12 protein-coding genes and 25 pseudogenes are annotated in these 23,276 nt (G+C 73.4%); 17 read left to right on the top strand and 20 right to left on the bottom strand.

Annotated features, from left to right (window positions below; translation table 11 throughout):
- Positions 1–107 precede the first annotated feature (107 nt).
- The 5 genes and pseudogenes from UK94_RS47395 to UK94_RS47370 form a co-directional block, all read right to left on the bottom strand.
- Positions 108–352 (bottom strand): annotated as a pseudogene (locus UK94_RS47395) (TetR-like C-terminal domain-containing protein); the annotation flags it as partial.
- A gap of 1 nt (position 353) precedes the next feature.
- Positions 354–419, bottom strand: a pseudogene (locus UK94_RS47390) (TetR family transcriptional regulator); the annotation flags it as partial.
- Between the two features lies 1 nt (position 420).
- Positions 421–704: helix-turn-helix domain-containing protein (locus tag UK94_RS73450; protein ID WP_268761296.1), on the bottom strand; the 284-nt coding region annotated here is incomplete at its 3' end.
- A gap of 518 nt (positions 705–1,222) precedes the next feature.
- Positions 1,223–1,358: pseudogene (locus tag UK94_RS47380) on the bottom strand (GtrA family protein); the annotation flags it as partial.
- Positions 1,359–1,405: 47 nt separating this feature from the next.
- Positions 1,406–1,705, bottom strand: a 300-nt coding sequence (locus UK94_RS47370) for a GtrA family protein (protein WP_235487471.1), incomplete at its 3' end; no start/stop codon positions are given.
- Between the two features lie 496 nt (positions 1,706–2,201).
- Here UK94_RS47370 and UK94_RS10765 point away from each other — a divergent pair.
- Positions 2,202–2,631, top strand: a pseudogene (locus tag UK94_RS10765) (carbonic anhydrase); the annotation flags it as partial.
- Positions 2,632–2,757: 126 nt separating this feature from the next.
- Here UK94_RS10765 and UK94_RS47365 read toward each other — a convergent pair.
- The 5 genes and pseudogenes from UK94_RS47365 to UK94_RS73445 all read right to left on the bottom strand — a co-directional run.
- Positions 2,758–3,345: pseudogene (locus UK94_RS47365) on the bottom strand (UDP binding domain-containing protein); the annotation flags it as partial.
- A gap of 1 nt (position 3,346) precedes the next feature.
- Positions 3,347–4,101: nucleotide sugar dehydrogenase (locus UK94_RS47360; RefSeq protein ID WP_235487416.1), on the bottom strand; the 755-nt coding region annotated here is incomplete at its 3' end.
- A gap of 122 nt (positions 4,102–4,223) precedes the next feature.
- The gene (locus UK94_RS10755; protein WP_011602425.1) at positions 4,224–5,165 is read right to left on the bottom strand and encodes a TIGR03089 family protein; all 942 of its coding nucleotides are present in this window, start codon (positions 5,163–5,165) and stop codon (positions 4,224–4,226) included.
- Positions 5,162–6,434, bottom strand: a pseudogene (locus UK94_RS10750) (LCP family protein); the annotation flags it as partial. The pseudogene UK94_RS10750 and the gene UK94_RS10755, both read right to left, overlap by 4 nt.
- 1 nt (position 6,435) lies before the next feature.
- Positions 6,436–6,563 (bottom strand): annotated as a pseudogene (locus tag UK94_RS73445) (hypothetical protein); the annotation flags it as partial.
- Between the two features lie 181 nt (positions 6,564–6,744).
- Between UK94_RS73445 and UK94_RS73435 the strand changes: the two are divergent.
- The 3 genes and pseudogenes from UK94_RS73435 to UK94_RS10740 all read left to right on the top strand — a co-directional run.
- Positions 6,745–7,170 (top strand): hypothetical protein, encoded by a 426-nt coding sequence (locus UK94_RS73435; RefSeq protein WP_157734200.1) that lies wholly within the window; start codon positions 6,745–6,747, stop codon positions 7,168–7,170.
- A 320-nt stretch (positions 7,171–7,490) separates the two neighbouring features.
- A pseudogene (locus tag UK94_RS47350) lies at positions 7,491–7,702 on the top strand (hypothetical protein); the annotation flags it as partial.
- A 1-nt stretch (position 7,703) separates the two neighbouring features.
- Positions 7,704–9,410: glycosyltransferase family 39 protein (locus UK94_RS10740; RefSeq protein ID WP_235487414.1), on the top strand; the 1,707-nt coding region annotated here is incomplete at its 5' end.
- 126 nt (positions 9,411–9,536) lie between these two features.
- Here UK94_RS10740 and UK94_RS47345 read toward each other — a convergent pair.
- From UK94_RS47345 to UK94_RS73430, 4 genes and pseudogenes are all read right to left on the bottom strand, one after another.
- Positions 9,537–10,078: pseudogene (locus UK94_RS47345) on the bottom strand (sugar phosphate nucleotidyltransferase); the annotation flags it as partial.
- 1 nt (position 10,079) lies between these two features.
- Positions 10,080–10,425: pseudogene (locus UK94_RS47340) on the bottom strand (sugar phosphate nucleotidyltransferase); the annotation flags it as partial.
- 1 nt (position 10,426) lies between these two features.
- A pseudogene (locus UK94_RS47335) lies at positions 10,427–10,569 on the bottom strand (glucose-1-phosphate thymidylyltransferase); the annotation flags it as partial.
- 1 nt (position 10,570) lies between these two features.
- The coding region (locus tag UK94_RS73430) for a hypothetical protein (protein ID WP_268761301.1) at positions 10,571–10,613 on the bottom strand (43 nt) is incomplete at its 3' end.
- Between the two features lie 564 nt (positions 10,614–11,177).
- Here UK94_RS73430 and UK94_RS47330 point away from each other — a divergent pair.
- The 13 genes and pseudogenes from UK94_RS47330 to UK94_RS10710 all read left to right on the top strand — a co-directional run.
- Positions 11,178–11,399: pseudogene (locus UK94_RS47330) on the top strand (LCP family protein); the annotation flags it as partial.
- A gap of 1 nt (position 11,400) precedes the next feature.
- Positions 11,401–12,561, top strand: a 1,161-nt coding sequence (locus UK94_RS10730; protein WP_235487411.1) for an LCP family protein, incomplete at its 5' end; no start/stop codon positions are given.
- Positions 12,562–12,670: 109 nt separating this feature from the next.
- A pseudogene (locus UK94_RS47325) lies at positions 12,671–13,177 on the top strand (sugar nucleotide-binding protein); the annotation flags it as partial.
- A gap of 21 nt (positions 13,178–13,198) precedes the next feature.
- A partial coding sequence (locus UK94_RS47315) for a sugar nucleotide-binding protein (RefSeq protein WP_235487409.1) occupies positions 13,199–13,567 on the top strand: 369 nt, incomplete at its 5' end.
- Positions 13,568–13,903: 336 nt separating this feature from the next.
- Positions 13,904–14,214: pseudogene (locus UK94_RS75985) on the top strand (TetR family transcriptional regulator); the annotation flags it as partial.
- A gap of 22 nt (positions 14,215–14,236) precedes the next feature.
- Positions 14,237–14,456, top strand: a pseudogene (locus tag UK94_RS47310) (TetR family transcriptional regulator); the annotation flags it as partial.
- 1 nt (position 14,457) lies between these two features.
- Positions 14,458–14,519, top strand: a pseudogene (locus tag UK94_RS47305) (hypothetical protein); the annotation flags it as partial.
- A gap of 1 nt (position 14,520) precedes the next feature.
- On the top strand, positions 14,521–14,745 hold a 225-nt coding region (locus UK94_RS47300; RefSeq protein WP_235487407.1), incomplete at its 5' end, for a hypothetical protein.
- Between the two features lie 2 nt (positions 14,746–14,747).
- Positions 14,748–15,185, top strand: a pseudogene (locus tag UK94_RS47295) (MFS transporter); the annotation flags it as partial.
- Position 15,186: 1 nt separating this feature from the next.
- Positions 15,187–15,327, top strand: a pseudogene (locus UK94_RS47290) (MFS transporter); the annotation flags it as partial.
- Between the two features lies 1 nt (position 15,328).
- Positions 15,329–15,882, top strand: a pseudogene (locus UK94_RS47285) (EmrB/QacA family drug resistance transporter); the annotation flags it as partial.
- A gap of 1 nt (position 15,883) precedes the next feature.
- Positions 15,884–16,073 (top strand): annotated as a pseudogene (locus tag UK94_RS47280) (EmrB/QacA family drug resistance transporter); the annotation flags it as partial.
- A gap of 839 nt (positions 16,074–16,912) precedes the next feature.
- Positions 16,913–18,370: a hypothetical protein gene (locus UK94_RS10710; RefSeq protein ID WP_235487406.1), complete on the top strand. Its 1,458-nt coding sequence runs from the start codon at positions 16,913–16,915 to the stop codon at positions 18,368–18,370.
- Between the two features lie 1,754 nt (positions 18,371–20,124).
- Here UK94_RS10710 and UK94_RS32380 read toward each other — a convergent pair.
- The 6 genes and pseudogenes from UK94_RS32380 to UK94_RS47245 form a co-directional block, all read right to left on the bottom strand.
- Positions 20,125–21,261 carry a glycosyltransferase family 1 protein gene (locus tag UK94_RS32380; protein WP_095212655.1) on the bottom strand — a complete coding sequence of 379 codons (1,137 nt, stop codon included), beginning with the start codon at positions 21,259–21,261 and terminating at the stop codon, positions 20,125–20,127.
- A gap of 50 nt (positions 21,262–21,311) precedes the next feature.
- Positions 21,312–21,597: pseudogene (locus UK94_RS47270) on the bottom strand (glycosyltransferase); the annotation flags it as partial.
- Positions 21,598–21,627: 30 nt separating this feature from the next.
- Positions 21,628–21,712, bottom strand: a pseudogene (locus UK94_RS47260) (hypothetical protein); the annotation flags it as partial.
- 1 nt (position 21,713) lies between these two features.
- A pseudogene (locus UK94_RS47255) lies at positions 21,714–22,066 on the bottom strand (glycosyl transferase family 1); the annotation flags it as partial.
- A 1-nt stretch (position 22,067) separates the two neighbouring features.
- Positions 22,068–22,931: pseudogene (locus tag UK94_RS47250) on the bottom strand (glycosyl transferase family 1); the annotation flags it as partial.
- Positions 22,928–23,275, bottom strand: a pseudogene (locus UK94_RS47245) (glycosyltransferase family 2 protein); the annotation flags it as partial. The pseudogenes UK94_RS47250 and UK94_RS47245, both read right to left, overlap by 4 nt.
- Position 23,276: the final 1 nt, after the last annotated feature.

The following is a 23,276-nucleotide window of genomic DNA, read 5'->3' as shown; positions in this document are numbered from 1 at the left end:
CGATCGCCGGCGGCGGTCCGCCCGACCGCGGGACTCACGCCGGTTCACGTGGGCCGGCCGGGGTGGACCGGTGGTGCCGGTGCAGTCCCCCGGCGCTGTGGATGGGATCAGGCGGCGTAACGGATGACGATGTCGTCCACGATCGATTCCAGGAACGGCCGGTCGACAGGCTCGCCGGTGAGGAGCACACGCTGCAGGATGATGGCGGTGCCGATCTCCATGAGTATCGCGTGATCGATGTCCGGGCGGAGTTCCCCGCGGGCGATCGCGTGCTCGACGATGGCGTGGGAACTCGCCTCGCGTTGTGTCCAGAGCCCGCCACGCAGCGCGTTTCGCAGATCGGGATTGCGGGNCATCTCCGAGATCAGTTCGGCGATGATCCGCCCGCGGCCGCCCCGGATGGCCTCGTGAAAGGAAGTNAGGAACTCGACGATGTCGAGGCGCAGTGAACCCGTGTCGGGAGTCGGCATGCGTTCCTCGGCGAAGGCGTTGATCGCGTCCATCACCATCGCCAGTTTCGACGGCCAGCGGCGATAGATCGTGGCCTTGCCGGCGCGGGCGCGGGCGGCCACCCGGTCCATCGTCACGCCGTCGTAACCGAGTTCGGCGAGCAGGTCCAGGGTGGCCGATCGGATCGCGTGGTCCCGGCTCTCGTCGCGAGGCCGGCCGCCCGGGCGCGGCGACGCGAGCGAGGACTGGGTCACGGCATGTTCTCCCGACGGCTGCGGGGCGGCCGGCGCCTGCCGCGTGCGTTCCGAGAGTCGAACAGTGACGCATGGTAGATGACCGCGAACGCGCAGCACCGGTTGGGCCCGCAGAGCGTAACTCACCAGGGATGCTTCGAGTACGGGTTGGNACGTGCGCGGATGGAGCTTCCCGGTGTCCGGACGGGACCAGACGTGCCCTTCAGTCGGGCGGCCGGCCTGCGACGTACAACCATTCGTGGTACCCACCGGACGTGCGGTGGGACGCGTCGAGGCCGAAGCGGCGGGGGTCCGGATTGGGGTGCCCATCGGTGGGCCGTCCCGAGCCGAGCCGGGAGCTCCGAGCCGAGCCGGGATTGTCCCGCCGCGGCCACGCCCGCCGGGCGGTAGGGCCTACAGACCTGATCAACTCTGGTGGGCGATGCCAGCTGACGGACCGCCCGTGCGGCATCGCGGTCCTGGATGGTGACGCACGGCAGTCGCCTCGGAGTAGGCCGGCTTCCGGGGTGGGACGGCGGTCAGATCCGGCCGGCGTGCTCCGGGATCGGAGGGTGGTTCTCCTGGTCGGCACCGGTGTTCACGACGGCCTTGGGGTGGTCGGGGTGTAGGAACACCCACTTCTTGTACGCCCAGAAGCGGAACACCGTGCCCAGGNCGGTGCCGATGACGTTGCCGAACAGGTTGAAGGCGAGNACGCCTCNCAGGTCCAGCACGTACCGGGCGAACCCGAGGCAGCCGAGCGCGATCAGCAGTCCGACGGTATTCAGGATCACGAAGAGGGTGTACTCGCGGCGCAGACCGGTCCGGGCGCGGTGGTTGAAAGACCACTGCCGGTTTCCGATGTACGAAAAGGTGGCCGCAACCACCGTGGAGACGGTCTTCGCGCTGAGTGGACCCATTCCGAGGAGCGTGTGACACAGGTTCGAAACCAGGAAGTCGATGGCATAGCAGACGCCGCCGACCAGCCCGAACTTGCCCATCTCGTGGATGAGTACCTGCATCGGCGAGCGTGACTGCCGGTGCCTCACCACACGCGACCTCGTTCGATTCTTACCACCCGAGGAGAGTACCGGNTGCCTCCCCCTGGGTTCGGGGNCACCCCCTCGGACGGGGTTGGCCCGGCGACCCTCGCCGGGACCGGGGCCGGGACCTCGACTGCGAGCGGTGACCGAAAACTTACCGAGGTGTGGTGGGGGCACTGAGGAGGTGTTCCCCGTCCTACGATGAGTGATGCGACCGTCTCGCTGCGACCGGCAACGTGAGTGGCGCAACCTAGCCGAATGTGGGGAACATCGACGAAGGTGGGTAGGTGGCCGGCATCCTGACAACACGGCAGTTGACAGCACGGGAGCACGGTCACCATCGATCGGGAGGATGGACCACCATGATCTCCTTCACCAGTCGGTCGCGCGGCTGATGACGACGTCGACCGAGTACCAGAGCCCAGCCGAGGCGGCCGAGGCGGCCGCCGACGCGCACGCCGACCGGGTCCGTCCNGCGGGACCGGTGGGCGGCACGGCCACCGTGACGGAGCTGCTGCTGACCCACGCGGCCGGGAATCCGGCCCGGCGCCAGGAGGCCGGGCTGCCCGCCTCCCCGGCAGCGCGTCCGCGCCTGGGCGTCGCGGTCGTCGCGTGCATGGATGCCCGGATCAACGTCGAGTCGCTGTTCGGCCTGACCGAGGGGGACGCGCACATCCTGCGCAACGCCGGCGGCGTCATCACCACGGACGTCGTGCGCTCGCTCGCGGTCAGCCAGAACGTGCTTGGCACCACGGAGATCATCCTCCTGCACCACACCGGGTGCGGCCTGGAGAAGATCACCGACGACGGCTTCCGGGACCAGTTGGAGCGGGACACCGGCGTGCGTCCCGAGTGGTCGGTCCAGGCGTTCGCCAACGTGGAGGACGACGTGCGCCTTTCGCTGCNCATCCTGCGCTCCTCGCCGTTCCTGCAGTCCACGACCTCGGTGCGNGGCTTCGTCTACCAGGTCGAGACGGGTGGGCTGGTGGAGGTCCCGGCCTGACCGCGCGGCGCGAGGTGATCGGTCACGGTCATCGTGGCGGCCGGCCCAGGGCCCGGTAGGTCCAGCCGGCTGCCCGCCACCGATGCGGATCGAGGGCGCCGCGCCCGTCGATGACGACGGGTCGCGCGACGTGTGGTCGCAGCACGGCCGGGTCGAGCTCCCGGAACTCGTGCCACTCGGTGAGCACGAGCACGACCTCGGCACCGGCCACCGCGCCGACCACCGAGTCGGCGAAGCACAGGTTCGGGTGACAGGCCCGCCCGTTCTCCACCGCGGCCGGATCGTAGACCGACACGTGGGCTCCGGCCCGGCGCAGCGCCTCGGCCACCTCCAGGGCGGGTGAGTCGCGGATGTCGTCGGAGTTGGGTTTGAACGCGGCGCCGAGCACCCCCACCGTCCGGTTCGCCGGCGAGTCGCCCAGGACCTCCCGGGTCAGCGCCACCGCGCGTGCCCGCGCCCGGATGTTGACGGCGTCGACCTCGCCGAGGAATGCCAGGGCCCGGCCGACGCCCAGCTCGTCCGCGTGGGCCTGGAACGCCCGGATGTCCTTGGGCAGACAGCCGCCACCGAATCCGATGCCGGCCTGCAGGAAGCGGTGCCCGATCCGGGCGTCGTGNGCCAGTGCACCGGCCAGTTCGACGACATCGCCGCCGGTCGCCTCGCACACCTCGGCCATGGCGTTGATGAAGGAGATCTTGGTGGCGAGGAAGGCGTTCGCGGCGACCTTGACAAGCTCGGCGGTGGTGAGGTCGGTGACGACGACCGGGACATCGTCGCCGATCATCTGGGCGTAGACCGCTCGCAACCGTCGCTCCGCCATGCCCCGTGGGGCGACCCCGAAGACCAGCCGGTCCGGCCGTAGGGTGTCGTCGACGGCGAAGCCCTCCCGGAGGAACTCGGGATTCCAGGCGAGCTCGGCGCCGGGCGCGCCGGCCGCGAGCCTCGCCGCGAGGCGGGTGGCCGTTCCCGCGGGCACCGTCGACTTGCCGACCACGAGGTCGTCCGGACCGAGCCCCGCGGTGATCAGGCCGCTCACCGCCGCGTCGACGTGGCGCAGGTCCGCCGCGCCGCTGTCGGGCCGCTGGGGCGTGCCGACGCAGACGAAGTGCACGTCGGCCCGCTCGACCGCCTCGGCCAGCGAACCCGTGAACGTGAGCCGGCCGGCCTCGAGGTTCTTGCGCAGCAGCGCCTCGAGACCCGGCTCGTAGAACGGCACCTCCCCGGCGGACAACCGCCGGACCCGGCGGGTGTCGATGTCGACGCCGATGACGTCGAAGCCCAGCTCGGCCATGCACACGGCGTGGGTCGCACCGAGGTAACCCGTGCCGATGACGCTGATCCGCGGATCAGTGGACCTGCTCACGATCGGCACCTCCGCTGCGCAGGGGATCGGCGTGGATCCCCTGCGCCCCGCTGTCGCGCACCGGGAGCCACCGGCTGGCGAGAGTAGTCACTACCCTGCGGTGTCGGCGGCCACGTCGGCCCGAGCGGGCATCACCCGAGGTGGGGGAGCTGGAGTGTCCGCACGCCCGGGCCCGTGGGTGGGTTGGCCTCGGCGCCGGCCCCGTCCCCGGCGCCGGCCGCCCCCGGTCCGCCGATCGAGGCTGGTGCGGCGGCGATGGCGGTGATCCGCTCGCTGTCGATCCGACGGGTGAGCGCCGCGGGGTCGAGGTGGCGGCAGAGCACCATCGACGCGCCCGCCACCAGCGGGGCGAGCAGCCCGCCGAGGAGCCCCTCGGCCGTGGCCGGCGGCGCGGTGGACAGGACCCGGTCGGCGGGACCGAGTCCCCAGGCCGTCGCGACCCGCGCGCCGGCCCGCAGCAGTTCGGCCTGCTCCGGTGGGGGCGGCGGCGGAGCGAACCGGTCGCCGTGCGGGGGAACCTCGGCGGAGTAGTCCAGCACGCCGGGGACGGGTCGTAGCATCCGGCCGCCCAGCGGGCGCAGCGACAGGGCCACCGTCTCGTCGACCACCAGGCCTGCGGTCGCGTCGAGCCGGTCCTCGGCTACGAACAACGCGCCGAGGCGGGTCGCCGGTGGCAGCGACGCGTCCGCGGCCAGGGCACGCGCGCCGGCGTCGGCGAGGACGACCTCCAGCCCCGCCAGCCAGCCGGCGAGCGGGATGACCAGGCCCAACCAGTGGGTCGGCAGGTCGACGCCGATGCGGTCGCCGGCACCGAGGCCGAGGGTGTCGACGAGCATGTTCGCGGTCTTGGCGATCCAGTTGTCCAGGGTGATGGCGGAGAACTCCACCCGCTCGCCGGTCGCGTCGTCGTAGAAGGTCACCAGCGGCCGGGCCGGGTCGGTGGCGAGCCGATGGGCGAGCAGTCCGGCGATGCCCCGCACTCCCGCGGGAACGTCTCCGTCCGGCGTGCCGGCCGCGCCCGCCGATCCCAGCAGTCGGGCCGCGGGCACCAGCCGCGGTGGCGCCCCGGTCACGGCGTGCAGGAGGTGTTGACGGGCGCCGGCGTGGCCGTGCCGACCGTGCCGCTGCCCGTCGTCGTCGGGACGGCACCCGTCCCCACCGAGCCCGGAGCAGCCGGCGTGGCTGCCGCCAGCCCGGCGAACGCGGTGCCGAGGACGACGACGAGTCCGTCCCCGACCCGGGCGGGGTCCTCGACGGGCAGGGCGCCGGGCAGCCGGGCGGCCAGGGTGCGTGCCGCGGCCTGGTGGCCCGGAGGGTAGTGAATCTCGGTCGGTTCCTGACCGGTCGTCGTCGCCGTCGTCATCGCTCCAGTGAATCCGAGCGACCGCAGTGCGTCGACTGTGGCGGCGGCGAGCCCCGTCCGCCCCGAGGCGTTGCGGACGGCGGCGACGCTGACATCGGCGGGTCCGACGCTGACACCGGCGGGTCCGACGCTGACACCGGCGGAGCCGACGCTGACATCGGCGGGTCGGACGCCGATGTCGGCGGGGCTGATGGTGGTCCCTGCGGGGCCGGCGGCGGTCCCGGCTGGTTCGGGGGGCGGCGCCGTGGCCGGCCGGGTCGTACCCGCGGGCCGCAGCGGCGCCAGCACCTGGGCGAGGCCGGCCTGATCGGCGACCAGCACGGCGCCGTGTGGTGGGACGGTCCCCATCCCGTCGACGGCGCCGTCGGCCGGCAGGGCCACCCGGGTGGGGACCGTGACGAAGCGGACCCCGCCGGAGCTCAGCCCGCTGGCTCGCTTCGCGAGGGTGAGCAGAGCGGTCTGGTCGAGTCCCGCGTCCACCCTGAGCGCCCCGCCGACCGCGCCGAGCAGGGCGGTGATCTTCGCCGGGTTGGTGAGCACGCCCGCGCCGGTCGCCGTCGCCAGGAGCTTGGCGAGGAACTGCTGCTGGCGCAGGACTCGCAGCCGTTCGTCGCCGAGGGCGTAGCGGGTGCGGACGAAGGCGAGCGCCTGCTCGCCGTTCAGACGGTTCTCCCCGAGATGACCGTTCCAGCCGGACATCGCGTCATGCAGGTTGCGGGTGCTTCCGTCGGGCAACGGCGTCACGCAGACGGTGACGCCGCCCACCGCGTCGGTCATCGTGCGGAACCCGGCGAGATTGATCGAGATCGTGTGATCGATCTTCAGGCCGGTCAGCGACTCCAACGTGGTGACCAGGCCGGGCACGTCGGCGAGCTGGAGCACCTCGGTCAGCTTCGCTCGACCGTCCCGGGCCTCGGCCCGTTCGGGGGGCACGACGGGCACGAGCATGTCGCGGGGGAAGGACAGCAGGGTCGCGGAGNCGTCCCTGGCGAAATGGGCGATGATCGTCGTGTCCGACCGCACCCCGTCGACGACGCCGTACTCCCCGTCGGTGCCCTCCCGGCTGTCGTCGCCGAGCAGCAGGATGTTCTCCTCGCCGGCCGCGCCCNCCGGCCGGGCGCCGTCGATGTTCCAGTTGACCCGGGTGATGGCGCCGTCGAAGTGCCGGTAGGCGGCCCAGCCGAGCGAGCTCAGTGCCAGGACGAGCACGGACAGCAGCCCGGTCACGGTAAGCGACAGCCGGCGCAGGAACGAGCGGTGCCGGCGCGGGCGGCGGGGATCGAGCTCGGGTGGCAGCGGCAGTGGCCGTTGGCGTGCGGGCCGCCCGCGCGGGCTGCTCGGGCGGTACAGCCCAGCCGGCCGAGCTGGGCGGGGCTGCGATGGCTGGGGTGGTGCCGGGCGTGGTGGTGCTGGGCGTGGTGGTGCTGGGCGCGGGGGTGTTGGCCACCGGGGTGCTGGGCGCGAAGGTGCTGGCTGCGGAGGTGCTGGCTGCCGTGGTGCTGGGCGCGGCGGTGCCGGCCGTCGCGGCCGAGCGGGCGCCGCGGATGGATCCGGCGCCGGCGCTCCCTCGTGCCAGCGCCGCAGATCGGGCGGGGTACGCGGAGCAGGTGGCGGCGACGCCGGACGGGCGTGGGGGCTCACGGGGTCGCGGACCCTCCTCGGTCAGGCGGTCCTCGTCGTTGCTGCCGTCGGAACGCGCGCCGCGGCCGTTGTGATGATGACGTCGTGGCGATGAGGTTTAGGGACTGGTTCATCTATTAGACCGTTCCCGGTGGGTTGTGCGTTGGTGGGTGAGCACCAGTGGGCCTGGTGTGGGGGAGAGCTCGGGGTTGCGCGTTGCCCCGGGGCGCGCCCGCGGCGACCGGCGGTCAGCCGCGAGGCCGACCGGAGGATCCGCCCGCGGGGCAGGTGGCTGCGAAGTGGGACCCGGCGTGGCTCCGGCCGGTCCGACCGGGTTGCCGCATCGGGGGGCGAGGCGGCAGGAACGGCACTGTTCAGTGCACTCCTGCAGCAGTCGTTTACCCTGACGTCAACCATGGATGAACCGGAGACGACGCCCACCGAACGCACCGGCACCGCGGAACCGGCCGCTGCCGGCACGACCGGGCCGAGGCCGAGCCGCCTCGCGCGCCTCGCGCGGCGGGGGCCGCTGCTGCTGGTGCTCATCACCGCGGTCCACCTGGCGATGTTGCTCAGCTACGCCTTCGTGTACCCCACCTGGACGGGCTACGACGAGGCCCAGCACGTNGACATGGTCTACGGGCTGCAGCACGGAGCCGGCTGGCCCGCCCCCGGCGAGAAGATGATCGCCACCGGGGTGGCGGCGACCTCGGACGACTTCGACCGGGGCCGCTACCAGGACATGTTCCAGTCCGGGGGAAAGCGGCGCGGGGCCGCGCCGTTCGCGGAGATCGACCCGACACCGCGCGACCAGCGGAAGTCCTTCGACGCCCTCGGCGGCCCGACGCCGGTCGACGACGGGCGTCTGTCCAACCAGATGGTGCAGCATCCACCCCTGATCTACGCTGTGGGGGCGGTGGTGCTGCGCGCCCTGCCCGGCTCCGGCGACTGGGCCTATGACCAGCAGGTCTTCGTACTGCGTCTACTGAACATCCTGGTCGTCGCGCCGCTGCCGTTGCTGGCCTGGCTCGCCGCCCGCCGCTTCGGTCTCGGAGAGCCCTCGGCACTCGCCGCGGCCGCCCTCCCGCTGGCGATCCCGGGGTTCACCCGGGTCGGCGCCACCTTCAACAACGACGGCATCCTCATGCTCACCACCGGCGGGCTCACCGTGGTCCTGGCCGGGGTGCTGCGGGGCGACCTGCGTCGGCGCACCGCCCTGTGGGCCGGGCTGTGGCTGGGGCTCGCGCTGCTGTCCAAGGCGTTCGCGCTCACCCTGCCAGCCATGATCGTCGCGGCCTACCTGGTCGGATGGTGGCGCGGTCGGGCGGCGGGCGCGGCCGACGCGGCGGGCGCGGCGGAGACCGGCGTGCGCGGGTGGCGTCGGCTGCGGATCGTCGTCGGCTCCCTGCCATGGATTCCCGCGCTGCTGGCCGTCGGCCTCGGTCTCGCGCTCGGCGGTTGGTGGTGGGTCCGTAACTACCTGCTGTACGACGCCGTCCAGCCCAACGGCTGGGCGACCAACCCGCCGCGGCGGGAGCCGCTGCTGCTCCCCGACTCGTTCCTGACCTGGTTCTGGTACTTCTTCCGCACGATGATCTCGCGGTTCTGGGGCGGCCTGGGAATGTTCGAGCCGCCGCAGCTTTCCCCGATCGCGATCGTGCTCGCCACCGTCGCCGTCGTCGGGCTGAGCGTGACGGCGGTCGTCGGCCGTCGGCGATCCGCCCGGCCCGAGCGCCTGTCGCTCGCGGCCGGGGTGGTGGTCCTGCTGCTGCCGGTCGCGTTCGCGTACCTCGAGGTCGGCCAGCGCAGCTGGGCGGAGTACCAGCGGTACACCCGTGGGATCGCCGTCCAGGGCCGTTATCTCTACCTCGGTCTGGTCGGGCTGGGGGTCGTGGTCGCCCTCGGCCTGCGCCGGGCGTTGCCCGGCCGTGAACGGCTGGCCCCGCTGGTCCTGCTGGTCGGCGCGCTGCTCATGCAGGGCGCGGCGCTGCTCGCGATCTGCTCCTACTACTGGTTGCCGCGCCGGGTCTCGTTCACCCCGGCACGGATTCCGGACGTGGTGTCGGCGATCGGCCGGTGGGCGCCGTTCCCGGTTGGGGTGACGATCGCCGTGTTCGTTCTGGCCGCGCTGCTGTTCGCCGGCACGATCGCCGGCGCCGGCGCCGGCGCTTGGCAGCGACCGGCCGCCCCCGCCTCCGACTCCGCAGCCGGCCCTGACTCCGACTCCAAGGTCGCCGCGGTCACCCCCACGCAACCGTCGGCCGCCGCCGTCGACCCGACCGCGGCGACGTCCCCCGGCGGCCCCGTCACGGCGCGGTCGGGCCCGCAGGACTAGGACGGATGACGGCCAACGCGATGGCAGGAGGTTGTCGACCGGCTCCGACACCGCGGGCGCACCCAGCCTCCCGCAACCGGCCGCCGAGCCCGGACGATGCCACCAGGGTGTGAGACCTCGGCGGGGTCAGGTGCCCGTCGTGGCGACCGAGACACGGGAGTGGTCGCCCAGCATGAGCCGGTGCGCCTTGGGCAGGGCGGCCGAGGGCACGACCTCGACGTCCCGGCCGATCAGTGAGTCCTCGATCCGCCCGATTCCGCGGATGGTCGCCCGCTCCAGAACGATCGAGTACTCGATCTCGGTGCGTTCGATCGTGCACGAATGGAAGATCGAGGTGAACGGGCCCACGTACGTGTCGACCAGGGTGGTCCCACGCCCGATGATGGCCGGGCCGCGCACGGTGGAGCGGACGAGCGAGGCGCCGTCCTCGATCACGACCCGGCCCACGATCGAGCTGTCGGCGTCCACGGTGCCGTGGATCGCCGGCTCGATGGACTCCAGCAGGTGCCGGTTGGTCTCCAGCATGTCGGCCAGCCGGCCGGTGTCCTTCCAGTAGCCCTCGACGAGGTGGGAGGCGACCTCGTAGCCGCCGTCGACCAGCCACTGGATGGCCTCGGTGATCTCCAGCTCACCGCGGGCCGACGGTTTGATCGCGCGCACCGCCTCGTNCACGGCGGTACCGAACATGTAGACGCCGACGAGCGCGAGGTCGCTCGGCGGGACCAGCGGCTTCTCGACGAGCCGAACGATGCGGCCCTCCGCGCCGAGCTCCGCGACGCCGAAGGCGGAGGGATTGTCCACCTTCGTGAGGAGAATCAGCGCGTCCGGGGTGTTACGTCGGAACTCCGAGACCAGGCTGGCGATGCCGCCGATGATGAGGTTGTCCCCGAGGTACATGACGAACGGTTCGTCGGCGAGGAAGTCGCGGGCGATGAGAACCGCGTGCGCGAGTCCGAGGGGCGCGTCCTGGTGGATGTAGGTCACGCGGATCCCGAACGCCGCGCCGTCGCCGACCNCCGCCTCGATCTCGGCGGCGGTCTCGCCGACGATGATGCCGACGTCCACGATCCCGGCATCCCGGATGGCCTCAAGGCCGTAGAAGAGCACCGGTTTGTTCGCCACCGGGACCAACTGCTTGGCGGACGTGTGCGTGATCGGCNGCAGACGCGTTCCCGAGCCACCGGCGAGGACGAGGGCCTTCATGATCCGAAACCCTATCGCGTCGCCCCCGAAGTGACCGAAAGTAACAGCAGGTGTGGCGGCTGTCATCGGATGGGACTGATCCCCGTTGCCGGTCCCCTTTGCCCGGTTGGCGGGTCGTAGGTCCCCCGCGGTGGCCCGTCTTTCCTACGCAACGCGTTGGTGACGAGTGTGCGCCACCCGATACGGGTACGTTGAGTAGTCGAAGGGTTCGCTACGGCCAGCCTGGCCGGGACGCTGACCGGCCGGCTGATCGAGCCATGCCCGCGAGAAATCTCCGGCCGCCTGGGAGGGGGACACGGTGACCGAGGCGCCGCCGCGTCCACCGGGCGATCCGCGGGCGGAGGGTCGTGCCGCGCGGACCCGCCGGGGGTCCCGGGCTCGCCGATCCCCGGGCTCTCGCCGGGCCGCGTGGGCGGGACACATCGTGCACGACGCTCGGCGGGAGNGCTCACCGCTCGGTCGACTGGTCATCCTGCTCGCCGCCGCGCTTTCCGCCCTGATCCTGGTGACCACGGTGGGCGGCTGGACCGCCTACGAGTACTTCGGCGCGCAGATCCACCGTANCCGGCTCGGCCTCGGCGACGACCGGCCGGCGGACGCCGCCTCCGGTACCCGCAACTTCCTGCTGGTCGGTTCGGACAGCCGGGCCGGCACCGGCGGCGAGTACGAAAGCCAGGGTGCGGTGACCGACGAGCGGTCCGACACCACCATGCTGGCCCATCTCGACGCGAACGGTACGACGACGATGGTCTCGTTTCCCCGCGACACCCTGGTGCGCATCCCCGGNCACGGCCGCGGCAAGATCAACTCGGCGATCACCATCGGTGGCCCCAGTCTGTTGATCAGGACGATCGAGAACCTCACCGACATCAGGATCGACCATTACGTCTCGATCGACCTCGCCGGCTTCAAGGAGATGACCGACGCCGTCGGCGGGGTCACCGTGTGCGTCAAGCCGTTGCCCGGCGGGGGCCGGTCGAACCTGTACGACCCGTGGTCGCAGTGGCGTGGCCGGATCGGCGAGAACCGGCTCTCGGGGGAGCAGGCGCTGGCGTTCGTCCGGCAGCGCCACGGCCTGCCGGACAACGACTTCGACCGCATCCGCCGTCAGCAGCAGTTCATCGGCGCGGTGTTCACCCAGGCAACCTCCTCCGGCGTGCTCACCAACCCCGTGCGGCTGGAGAACCTGCTGCACGCGGCGACGAAGGCGCTCACCGTCGATGACGGGACGAGCATGAACGATCTGCGCGCGCTCGCGACGCGGCTGCGCGGCATGTCCGCCGACCAGATCCGGTTCGAGACGATCCCGGTGCACGCGCCCACCCCGGCCGAGGGTGGCAACGCCCTGGGCGAGCTGCCTCGCTTCGGCTCCGTGCAGCTTTACGAGCCCATCGCGCTGGAGAGGTTCCTCGCTCCGCTGCGCGGCCGGCCCGGCCGGACCGCGGCCCCGGCGGTGAGCCCGTCGCCGACGGTGCTCCCGGCGACGGTGCCCCGGGCGACGGTGACCGTCGACGTCTACAACGGCGCCGGGATCGGCGGCCTGGCCACCTCGGCCGCCGCCGCGCTGGACCGGGCCGGCTTCCAGGTCGGGCCGGCGCGAACCTGGCCCGCGGGCGTCCAGCGCATCACGCAGGTGCGGTACCACCCGGGTTCGGCGCAGGCCGCGCGGACGGTCCAGGCCGCCGTGCCCGGCAGCCGGCTACAGCAGGACGCCGCAGTTCCCGCCGGCCGGGTGCACCTCGTTCTCGGCACCTCCTTCGAGGTGGACACGATCACCGCTGCCCCGACGTCGGCCGCCGGCGGCACCGCGGGGCCGACCACTGCGGGCTCACCCGCGGGCGCGTCCGTGGGCGCCGCCTCCGGCGGGCCCACCGCGCCGGCCGACACCGCCCCCGCCTCGGCCCCCGTCTCGACCGCCGCGGAGCTCACCTCGCGGTGCACCTACTAGCCCGGCCTGATCGTCCAGACCCGGCCTGATCGTTTCCTGGCGCGGCACGGCCGAGGCAGCCGCGAGGGACGCGGGTTGATCTGCCAGACTCGGGGCCGTGCGCGTTCTCGTGACCGGTGCCGCCGGACAACTCGGCGCCGACCTGTGCCGCCTGCTCGAGGCCCGAACGGCCGAACCGGATTCTCCCGTGCGGGCCTGGGCGGGGCTCGGCCGGGCCGAGCTGGACATCACCGACCCTGCGCGGGTCCGCGCCGTCCTGCGTGACCAGGCTCGGCCGGCGAAGATCCAGGGCGGTCTGGTTGTGATCAACACCGCCGCCTGGACCGACGTGGACGGTGCCGAGGCCGACGAGGCCGGGGCCTACGCTGTCAACGCCACCGGACCCGCCCACCTGGCCGCCACCTGTGCCGAGCTCGACGCCACACTGGTGCAGCTCTCGACCGACTACGTCTTCGACGGCCGGGCGACGAAGCCCTACGAGACCGGGGACGAGACCGACCCGGCCGGCGCATACGGCCGCACCAAGCTCGCGGGCGAGGAGGCCGTGCGGGCGCTGCTACCGGCGTCCTCGTACGTTGTCCGGACCGCCTGGGTATACGGCGCGACGGGTCGTAACNTCGTCAAGACGATCAGTCGNCTGGCCCGGGAGCGTGGCGCGGTCTCGGTCGTCGCCGACCAGACCGGTTCGCCGACCTGGTCGGCCGATCTGGCCGCCGGCCTGCTCGACCTCGTCGCCTCCCCGGCGCCGCCCGGGGTCTACCACTGCACGAACACCGGCGAGACGACCTGGTATGGATTCGCCCGTCGGATCATGACCGAGATCGGCCTGGACCCGGCCACGGTCAGCGCGACGACCACGGACGCCTTCCCTCGGGCCGCCGCGCGGCCGGCCTACTCCGTGCTGTCCACGCGGTCGTGGGCGGACGCGGGTCTCACCCCGCTGCGTCCCTGGCACCGGGCGTTGCAGGACGCCTTCGCCCGCTCCGGCGAGGACCTGCGCGGCTGAGTCGGCCCCTCGCCCCGTTCACGGGCGGACCCTGCCTCGTCGGGCCGACGTTCTCGTCCTGCATCGCTGCCGGACGCCGCTGTCATCCCGTATCGGCGACGGGCGCCGTCCCTGTCCTGCGCCGCTGACGGAACGCCTTGTCCTGCGCCGCTGACGGGACGCTGCGCGACTGATGGTGTGACCGGATCGGTCCGTCGACGGCTGATCCGCACGCTATGAGGCTCGTCTGTGTGCAGTCCGTCACTTCCAGAAAGAATTTTGCAGAGCAAGAATAATTCTAGGGACTACAAGGTTGTAGCTGCTGCAACGGTTTGACGACGGGTGAGGGAGAGGGCGATGGCGACCCAGGTGGGCACGGATCAGGCGCCCCTGCGGCCGTCGGCCGGGCCCCGGCCGGCAGAGCTGGGCCTGCGGGAACGCAAGAAGCTGCGGACCCGCCGGGCCCTGCGGATGGCGGCCATCCGGCTCGTCGCCGAGCGCGGCCTGGACGGCGTCTCGGTCGACGAGATCGCCGCCGCGGCGGAGGTCTCCACCCGGACGTTCTTCAACTACTTCCCCACCAAGGACGACGCGATCGTCGGCATCGACCCGGAGGACATCCGGGAGATCACCGAGGCGCTCGTGGCCCGCCCCCTCGGCGAGGAGCCNCTGGCCGCGGTGCGCGCGGTCATGTTGCAGCGCGCCGCGCTCATCGCGCCAGAGCAGGCCGACCTCTGGCGGGCCCGCCTTGCGATCATCCGCCGGCATCCGCACCTGATGACGGCCAGCGCGGCGAGCTGGAGTTCGTACGAGAACGCGCTCGCGGAGGCCGTCGGCAGCCGCTGCGGCCTCGACCCGGCCCGGGACCCGTATCCCGCCGTGCTGGTCGCCGCGGTCCTGGCGATCGTGCNCATCCTGTCGTTGCGCTGGCAGGAGTCCCCCGGTGCGCCGCTGGCCGACCTGCTCGGCCAGGNGTTCGACAGTCTGTCGCGGGGCCTGCCGCCCCCACCACGCAGGTCACCGGCCTGACCGGCGCGGCCCGCTCCGGCCCGCCCTGCTCCGGCCCGGGTGCCGAGACCGCGCCGTCCCCCCGAGACATTCCCGATCATGTCCGCCGCACCAGCACCCTCCCCGAGGAAGCCGACCCGATGAGAACGACGGAACTCTGTACCGACAGCCACGACCACGAGGGGAGCTGATCATGACCCAGGCTCAGGCGTCCACGCCCGGCGTCGAGGTCCCGGCCGACGCGTCCGCGGCGCAGGTCGCCGACAAGCGCCGGCTCTGGATCATCATGGGAGCCCTGCTCCTGGGGATCCTGCTGGCCTCGCTGGACCAGACGATCGTGTCCACGGCGCTGCCGACGATCGTCGGTGATCTCGGCGGGGCCACCCACCTGTCGTGGGTGGTCACCGCCTACCTGCTCGCCTCGACCGTGTCGACGCCGGTGTGGGGCAAGCTCGGTGACCTGTACGGGCGGAAGATCCTCTTTCAGGTGTCGATCGTGCTGTTCCTGGTGGGGTCCGTCCTCGCCGGCGCCTGCACGTCGATGGGTCAGCTCATCGGCTTCCGGGCCCTGCAGGGCCTCGGCGGCGGCGGCCTGATGATCGGCGCGATGACGATCATCAGCGACCTGGTGNCGCCCCGCGACCGTGGCCGCTACCAGGGACTGTTCGGCGCGGTGTTCGGCGTGTCCTCGGTGATCGGCCCGCTGCTCGGCGGCCTGTTCGTCGACCACCTGTCCTGGCGCTGGGTCTTCTACGTGAACCTGCCGGTCGGCGNGGTCGCCCTGGTGGTCACGGCGCTGGCCCTGCCGGCGACGACGAACCGCATCAAGCACGTGATCGACTATCTCGGCACCGTGCTGCTGGCCGGTGCCACCACCAGCCTGGTGCTGCTGACGAGCCTGGGCGGCACCACCTACGGCTGGGGCTCCCCGGAGATCATCGGCCTGGGGGTCGCGGGCGCCGTGCTGCTCGTCGCGTTCGTGTTCGCCGAGCGCCGGGCGGTCGAGCCGGTCCTGCCGCTGTCGCTGTTCCGCAACCGGGTGTTCTCGGCGGCCGGAGCGATCGGCTTCGTCGTCGGCTTCGCGATGTTCGGCGCGATCGTCTTCCTGCCGCTGTTCCTGCAGGTGGTCAAGGGCGTCGATCCGACCGAGTCCGGCCTGCAGATGCTGCCGGTCATGGGCGGACTGCTGCTCAGCTCGATCATCTCCGGCCGGCTGATCAGCCAGTGGGGCCGGTACAAGGTCTTCCCGATCGTGGGCACCGCGGTGATGACGATCGGCCTGTTCCTGCTGTCGTTCATCAGCCCCGACATCGCCACCTGGCAGCTCGNGCTGTCGATGTTCGTGCTGGGTGTCGGGATCGGTTCGGTGATGCAGGTGCTCGTCATCGCCGTGCAGAACTCCGTCGACCACCGGCAGATGGGCGTGGCGACCTCGGGGGCGACCTTCTTCCGCTCCATCGGTGGATCGTTCGGTACCGCCGTCTTCGGCGCGATCTTCGCGAACGTGCTGGCCGGCAACNTCAGTGAGCGCCTCGCGGGCCTGCCGCTGCCGCCCGGCCTCGCCGCCTCCGGGGCGAACATCAGCCCGAAGGTCATCGACGCCCTGCCGCCGGCCATCCGCGACGGCTTCGTCCAGGCCTTCTCGGACTCGATGCAGACGGTCTTCCTGGTCGCGGTGCCGATCGGCCTGGTCGCCTTCGCCCTGACCTGGCTGCTGCCGGAGATCCGCATGCGCCACACCGTCGACACCGTCTCCCCGGCCGTTGACGACGCCGCAGGCCCGGCCTCCCCGGCCCCTGTCCCCCCGGCCCCTGTCCCCCCGGCCCCTGTCCCCCCGGCGCCTGCCTCCCCGGCGCCTGCCGCGCCCGAGTCCACCGCGACCGGCATCGCCGCCGCCGCCGCACTGACCGCTGCCGCGCCGACGGCCGTCGTGGTCGTCGACGAGGAGGTTGCGGACGGATCCTCCGGCGCGGCGAAACGTCTCCCGTAGCCGGACCTCGGGCACGGGCGGCCGTGCCCGACCTTCCTGCCCCCTCATCGGCTGACCAGGAGGTGCCCGCGCCCTGACGGCGCGGGCACCTCTGCTGCACGTCAGCGCCGGTCCGGTGAAGGGCGGCTGGTCGCGGTCCTGCGAGACTGGGGGCGATGGGTAGCGTCAGCCAGGTTCCCGGCGAGGCCGTGGACGCCGACAGTGGCAGCCCCGGCCCGCCGTCCGTCCATTCCGGGCAGCCCGCCACACCGTCATCGGTGCCAGCCCAACCCTCGTCGACACGGCCACGGTCGCGCCGGCCGGCCGGCGCTCCCTTCGCGGGGGCCGGCTCCGGGATGCGAGCGGCTTTCGGCCGAGGCCGGCGGGGCGTGCGCAGACACGTGGTTTTCGCCGTACTGGTCGTCGTCGCGGTCGCCGCGCGGGTGCTCGTGCTGGTCGCCTACCCGCCGGCGCTGATGTACCTCGGGGACTCCGCCGCCTATCTGGACCAGGCCTGGCGCGATCTGTGGCCGGGGGACTGGCGGCCGTCCGGCTATCCGATCTTCCTGCGAATCCTCGACGGCCCCAGCCACGTGACCCGGATCGTGGTCGTGCAGCACCTGCTCACCCTGGCCGTGGCGGTGGCGCTGTACGCGGTGGCGGTGCGGGCGGTCCGCCGGCCCTGGCTGGCCGCACTCGCCGCGGCCCCCGCGTTGCTTGCGCCGTGGGTGCTGGACCTGGGGCAGTTCGTGCTGGCGGACAGCCTGTTCGGGGTGCTCGTCTCGGCCGGCGTCGCGGTGCTGGCGGGCTGGCGGCGGCCGCGGGCCGTTGCGGCGGCGGGTGGCGGGCTGCTGCTGGGCGCGGCGCTGTGCGTGCGCACGGTGGGCTACGGGCCGCTGGCGGTCGCCGTCGTCGTGCTGGTGGCCGACGCGGTCGCCGCCCGCGGCGCGCCGGGTGCCCGCGGGCGGCGGGTGCCGCTGCGGGTGGTCGCCCCCGTCGCCGCGTTCGTGGTGGCGGCCGCCGTCCCGGTGGGTGCCTACGCCGGCTGGAGCGCGGCCGAGGGCAAGGGCTTCGCGGTGTCCGCCCATTCCGGCTTCTTCCTGTACGGGCGGGTGGCGACGTTCGCCGACTGCTCGACGATCTCCCGCGCGGACCTGCGTACCCTGTGCGACCCGCGGCCGGTGAACCAGCGCGGCGCCCCGGTCCGCTACCTGTGGCCCGCCGACTCGCCGCTGCGCCAGGGCCACCGGCAGATCCCGCCGGGCCGGGAGGACCTCGCGGGGACGTTCGCGCACGAGGTGGTGCGCGAACAGCCGTGGGCGCTCGTCACGTCCTCGGCCCGCTACCTCGCCGGCTACCTGGACCCGGTGCCGTACGAGACGCCGCAGACGTCCCGGGCGGACACCTGGGAGCTGCCGACCCGCACCACCAACGTGCTGCCCCCGGAGGACGCCCACGCCGACGACGGCTACTTCGTCGCCACGGCGGTGCATGCGCCGCCGGCCGGTCTGCTCGCCGCCTGGTCCCGGCTGTCCTACGCGCCGATGCCGCTGGTCGGCCTGGGCCTGCTGGCAGGCCTGGCGGCGTCGCTGCTCACAGCGGGCCGGACGATCCGGGCCCGACGGTCGCCACGACGGGCGCCGCCACCCGACGACGCCGCCCCCGCCGGGGTCGGGCGGGTGTTCTGGCTGGCGGCCGGGTCCGGGGTGTCGACCCTCGTGCTGTCCTCGGTCACCTCCGGCTTCGACTACCGCTACCTCGGCGCGGTCATCGGGCCGATCGCCCTGGCCGCAGTCCTCGGTGTGGGCGCGTTCGCCGACGAGCTGCGGGGACGAACCGCCGGATAGCCGACGAGGACCGGGCGTTACCGTCGTATCGGCGGAGACGGTCGGGGGGCACCCGTGCGCCGCCGGTTGATCGGCGTGGGGGGTGCGAGATGGGACGGCACCGCTCGGATGACCCGGACGGCGACGCCGATCGCCCGGCCACCCTGGCAACCGCCCGGTGGCTTGTGCTGGGGGTCGCCGCGGCCGGGCTGATCTTCAGTTCGCTGGGGCTGCTGGTCGCCGCGGTGGTCCCGCCGTTCACCGGGGCCGACGAGGCGCAGCACACGGCGTACGCGCTCGAGCTCGCCCACGGCTCGCTGCCTCGGCTCGACACCCCGGTGCGCTCCCGGGTACCCGGCATGCCGGGCCTGCCGGCGAGCTGCCGGGCCGCACCCGCGCAGACCAGAGCCGCGGTCGACGCGCATGCCGACGGGCTGTGCGGGGTGCGCCTCGGTCGGGGACTGTCCAACTTCGACCTGGTCTACACCGCCAACCACCCGCCGTTGTTCTACGTGGTGGAGGCGGTGCCGCTGGGGGCCGGCGAGGCGGCGGGCCATCCGCTGGCCGGCTTTCGTGCCGCCCGCGCCGTCAACGTGCTGCTCGGTGTGGGCGTCGTCGTCGCGACGGCGGCGTTGTGCCGCGGGCTGCTGCCGGACCGGCCGGGCGTCGCGGTGGGGGCGGCGGCGGTCATCGGGGCCGTCGGGCTCGTCGTCGTCACCTCCGGGCAGATCTACAACGACACCCTGGCGATGGCGACCGTGACGGGGCTGCTCGCGGTGACCGTCGCCCTCGCCCGCGGTGGGCCGCGCCCGCGGATCCTCGTGGGTCTCGCGATGCTCGGGCCGGCCGCGGCGGCCAGCCGCGCGAGCGGCGCGGTGGCGCTCGCCGCCGTGGTGCCCGCCGTCGCCGCCGCCGTGGCGCTGCACACCACGGGAAGCCGCACCCGCCGGGCCGGCCGGGGCCTGGCCACCGCTGGTGCGCTGCTCGCCCTCACCGTCGCCGCCGTCGGCTGGTTCTACCTGCGTAACCAGCGCCTTTACGGCGATCCCACCGCCTCCGGGCGGATCGCGCAGATGTTCCCGCTCGGCGGGGCGCACCCCTCGGTCTGGCAGGTGCTGCGCGACGGTGATCTGTGGTGGTACGTCTACCGCGGGTTCTTCGGCCGGCCCACACTCGTCACCGGTCACGCCGAGCAGGTCGCCGTCGGCGTCGCGGTGGTCACCGGCGCCGGTCTGGCCGCAGCGGCCCTGCGCGCGGCCACCCGGCGCCGGTCCGGAGAGGCTGCCCCCGGACCGTCCGCAGCCGGCCCGGGCGGCAGCAGCGAGAACGGCAGCAGCGGGAACGGCAGCAGCGGGAACGGCAGCAGCGGGAACGGCAGCAGCGGTGGCGTGGTCCTCGGGTGGCTCCTGGTGGCCGCGCACTGTTTGCTCGTCGTCGCCACCCTGGTGGGTTACGTGGCCGCGGGTGGGGCGTCGTTCACCCGTTACCTGCTGCCGATGGCACCGGTGCTCGCGATCGGTGTCGCCGCGTCCTGCCGAGCCCTGCCGCTGGGTCGGCGCGGGTTGCCGACGCTGGCCGTCGTCGCGGCGATGACGGCCTGCACGGTGGTGCTCGTCGGGCGGGAGCTGGCCTGGAAGCGGCCTGCGCTGGCGCCGCTCGCCCTGCCCGACCGGCTGCGCGCCGGCTGGGCGCTGGGCGGACCCGGCTCGGCGCGGGTGGGCCTGGTGGTCCTGGCGAGCTGCGCGGTCGCGGGCGGGGCGCTGCTCGCCGCCGCCCTAGGGAAGCTCGGCGACCCGGCGGTAGACGGCCGCGGTCAGCTCCGCGGTGCGCCGCCAGGTGAAGGTGCGGGCGTGGGCGCGGCCCGCCTCGACGTCGCCGGGGGAGGCGAGCAGGGCGAGGATCGCCTCGGCGAGCTCGTCGGCGAAGGAGTCCCGGCCGGCCTGACGGACCAGCCGCACCGGGCTGCCGACGGCCTCGACGAGGGCTCCGGTGACCTCGCGGACGGTCGGGATGTCGGCGGCGACGACGGGGGTACCGGCGGCGAGCGCCTCCAGGGGCGGTAGGCCGAAACCCTCGTAGCGGGAGGGGAAGCACAGCACGCCGGCGCCCGCGACCGTCGCCCGAAGCTGCTCGGCGTCGAGGTAGCCGGCGGTGACGACGCTGCCGGCAGGCAGTCCGGCGAGGTCGAGGGTCGGTCCCCACCCCGGCGGTCCCACGAGGACGAGCGGGGGAGCGCCGAGCTTCGCCGCGTGCAGCCGGCGGACGGCCTCCAGCAGGACCGGGAGGTTCTTGCGGGGCTCGACCGAGCCGACGAAGAGCAGGTACCGCTCGGGCAGGCCGTGGGCCCGCTTCCAGGCGGCCGTCGGCGCCGGGGTGGTGAACCAGGCGTCGTCGACGCCGAGCGGGGTGGGGGTGACCAGCGCCGGGTCCAGCCGGTAGGCGGTGATCACCTCGTCGGCGACGGCCCGGCTCGGCGTGAGCACGGCGTGGGCACGGCGCAGCCCGCGGGGAACGAGATCGCTGTAGCGGGCGGAGGCAGCCGTGACCGTGTCCGGGGTCCGCAGGTAGGACAGATCGTGGATGGTGAGCACGCCGCGGGCACGGCGCAGCGGCGGCAGCACGAAGTTGGTCCCGTGCACGACGTCCGCGGCGCCGGTCAGCCATTCCACTGGTGGCTGCTCGCCGCGGATCCAGGCGTCCTGGAGCAGCCGCGCCGGCGCCCGGCGGGCCGCGGGGCGCACCCCCGCAGGCAGGCTGGCGGCGAGCTCGTCGAGCCCGCGCCAGGTGAACGCCGTCGCCGCCAGCTCCCAGGACGCGTCGAGCCGGGCGAGGCCGGCCAGCAGGTGCTCGGTGTAGCGGCCGACGCCGGTGCGCCGCCCGAGCAGCGGCGTGCCGTCGAGCACGATCCTCATCCGCCCGCTCCCGCCGCCGTCATGTCGATGCCCGCACCTTCGCGTCCCGGTCAGCCCTGGTAGAGCCGGCGGCGCTCGGCGATGTCGCGCCACTGGTCGGCGAACGCGTCGTCCGAGAAGGTCTGGGCCCGCTCGACCGCCGCGGCCGCGAGCCGGCCGCGCAGGCCGTCCTCGGCGGCGAGCCGGCGGGTGAACGAGGCGACCTGCTCCGGTCCGGTCCACCGGTAGCCGTCGACGCCGTGGCGGACGATCTCCCGCTGCCCGGCGCGGTCGATGACGACGGGCACGCAGCCGCCGGCCATCGCCTCGACGGTGGTCATCCCGAAGTGCTCCGCCNTCCAGGGCCGGCGTCGGTCGTCCTCGCCNTACCCGGTCGCCGACCAGAACACGGAGCTGGTCGACAGCAGCTGCTCGACCTGAGCTCGCGGGGCGTTCGGGTGGACCTGCACCGNCAGGCCGGCCCCGGCGGCGCGGACCTGCTCCAGGTAGGGCCGCTGGGACTCCTCGCAGCCGCCGACGACGTGCATCGTCCAGCCCGGCAGGTCGCCGGCCCGGTAGAGCTCACCGAACCACTGCACCATCTCGAGCTGCCGCTTGGCGTGCCCGAGGCCCGGCATGAAGAACCGCCCGACGGTGACGACGGCCTTCTCCCGGGCCGGCGCCGGGTGCAGCCGCTGCACCTGGATCGGGGGGAAAAGCACGTCGGCGTCGCGCTTCCACAACCGCCGGATCCAGCCCCGGGTGAACTGCGAGTTGGCCATGACCACGTCGTAGCCGTCGAGGTAGGCCAGGTCCGCCGGGTCGCNCAGCAGCCAGGGGAAGCGCAGCGGCAGGCGGGCGATCGGTCCCTCGTCGCCGTCGGTGACCCGTGGCCGGCTCACCGCGACGCCGAGTTCGCGCACGTCCGCGGCACCCGGCGAGAACGCGTCGCTGACCAGGGTGAGCTCGGTGCCGTCGGTGGTCGGCGGCAGCGGCACCTCGAACGGGGCGAAGTCGGCGCCGATCTCCAGCTTGGCCAGCACCCCGCCGCCGGCGTCGAGGACCCGCAGCGACGTGCCGGCGGGCGCGCCCGGACGGCCGATGTCGGCGCGCAGGGTGCGCCGCTGACCCGGGCTGACGGCGAGGATGCCCGACCCGTTCGTCCAGGTCCACTGCCGGCGACGGCCGCCCTCCGGCGGGTACCAGCCCTGGCCGAAGCTGACCGCCGGGCGGACCCCGCGCAGCAGGGGGCCGGCGGTGCGCACCGCGGCCTTGCGCCAGGCCGCCATGTCGTGGTCGAACGGAGTCGGGAAGAAGCACAGGTACGCCGAGCGGCGGGACTGCGGCGCGATGCGGCTCATGTACGAGCCGTTGACGAACAGGTCGTAGCTCGCGGACAGTGCCGCGATGGCCTCCTCCCCGCGGTCGGGCAGCCGGACGTAGCGGCAGCCGGCGAGATCCAGGCCGAGATGGCTGCCGAGCTGGTCGAGGTCGACCTCGGAGTGCCCGAGGATGTCGACACTCGCGCCCTCGGCCGCCAGCACCTGGGCGATCATGCCGTTGTGGCGTTCCCCGCCGCCCATCGAGTGCCAGAACCGGTTGTAGACGGCGGCCCGCACCCCCCGCGCCGGCCGCTCGTCGGGGCCGACGGCCGCGGCGGGATCCGTGGCGCCGCTCGCGCGTTCGCTCATCGCGAGACCAGCCAGCTCTGCAGGCTCGAGCGCCGCTCGGCGGCGGTGCGGCCGATCTCGCGCCGGGCCCGCAGCATCGTGGGCAGCAGCCGCAGGTACGAGCCGCACACCCGCAGCCGCAGCAGCGTCGGGCGGATCGCCGGCCGGCTGCGGCCCCGCCACGCCTGGCGCAGGGTGCGCAGCGCGATGGAGGCGGTCGTTGCCGGGTAGCGCAGCACCGCGGACAGCGCCAGCGCCGCCGTCGCGTCCTTGGTGAGCATCAGCAGCCGGTTGCGGTCGGTGTGGAAGACGAACAGCGGCGACCACTCGACGCTCGACGCCGAATGGATGTGCCGCAGCACCGCN

The organism is Frankia sp. AvcI1, from assembly GCF_001420875.1.
Taxonomy (GTDB): domain Bacteria; phylum Actinomycetota; class Actinomycetes; order Frankiales; family Frankiaceae; genus Frankia; species Frankia alni.
The sequence above is the reverse complement of the archived record's forward strand: the minus strand, read 5'-3'. Positions and strand labels throughout refer to the sequence as shown.

Coding starts and splice junctions, on each gene's coding strand:
- UK94_RS32380 (WP_095212655.1), bottom strand. CDS start 21,261: ATGAGGATCGTGCTCGACGGCACGCCGCTGCTCGGGCGGCGCACCGGC.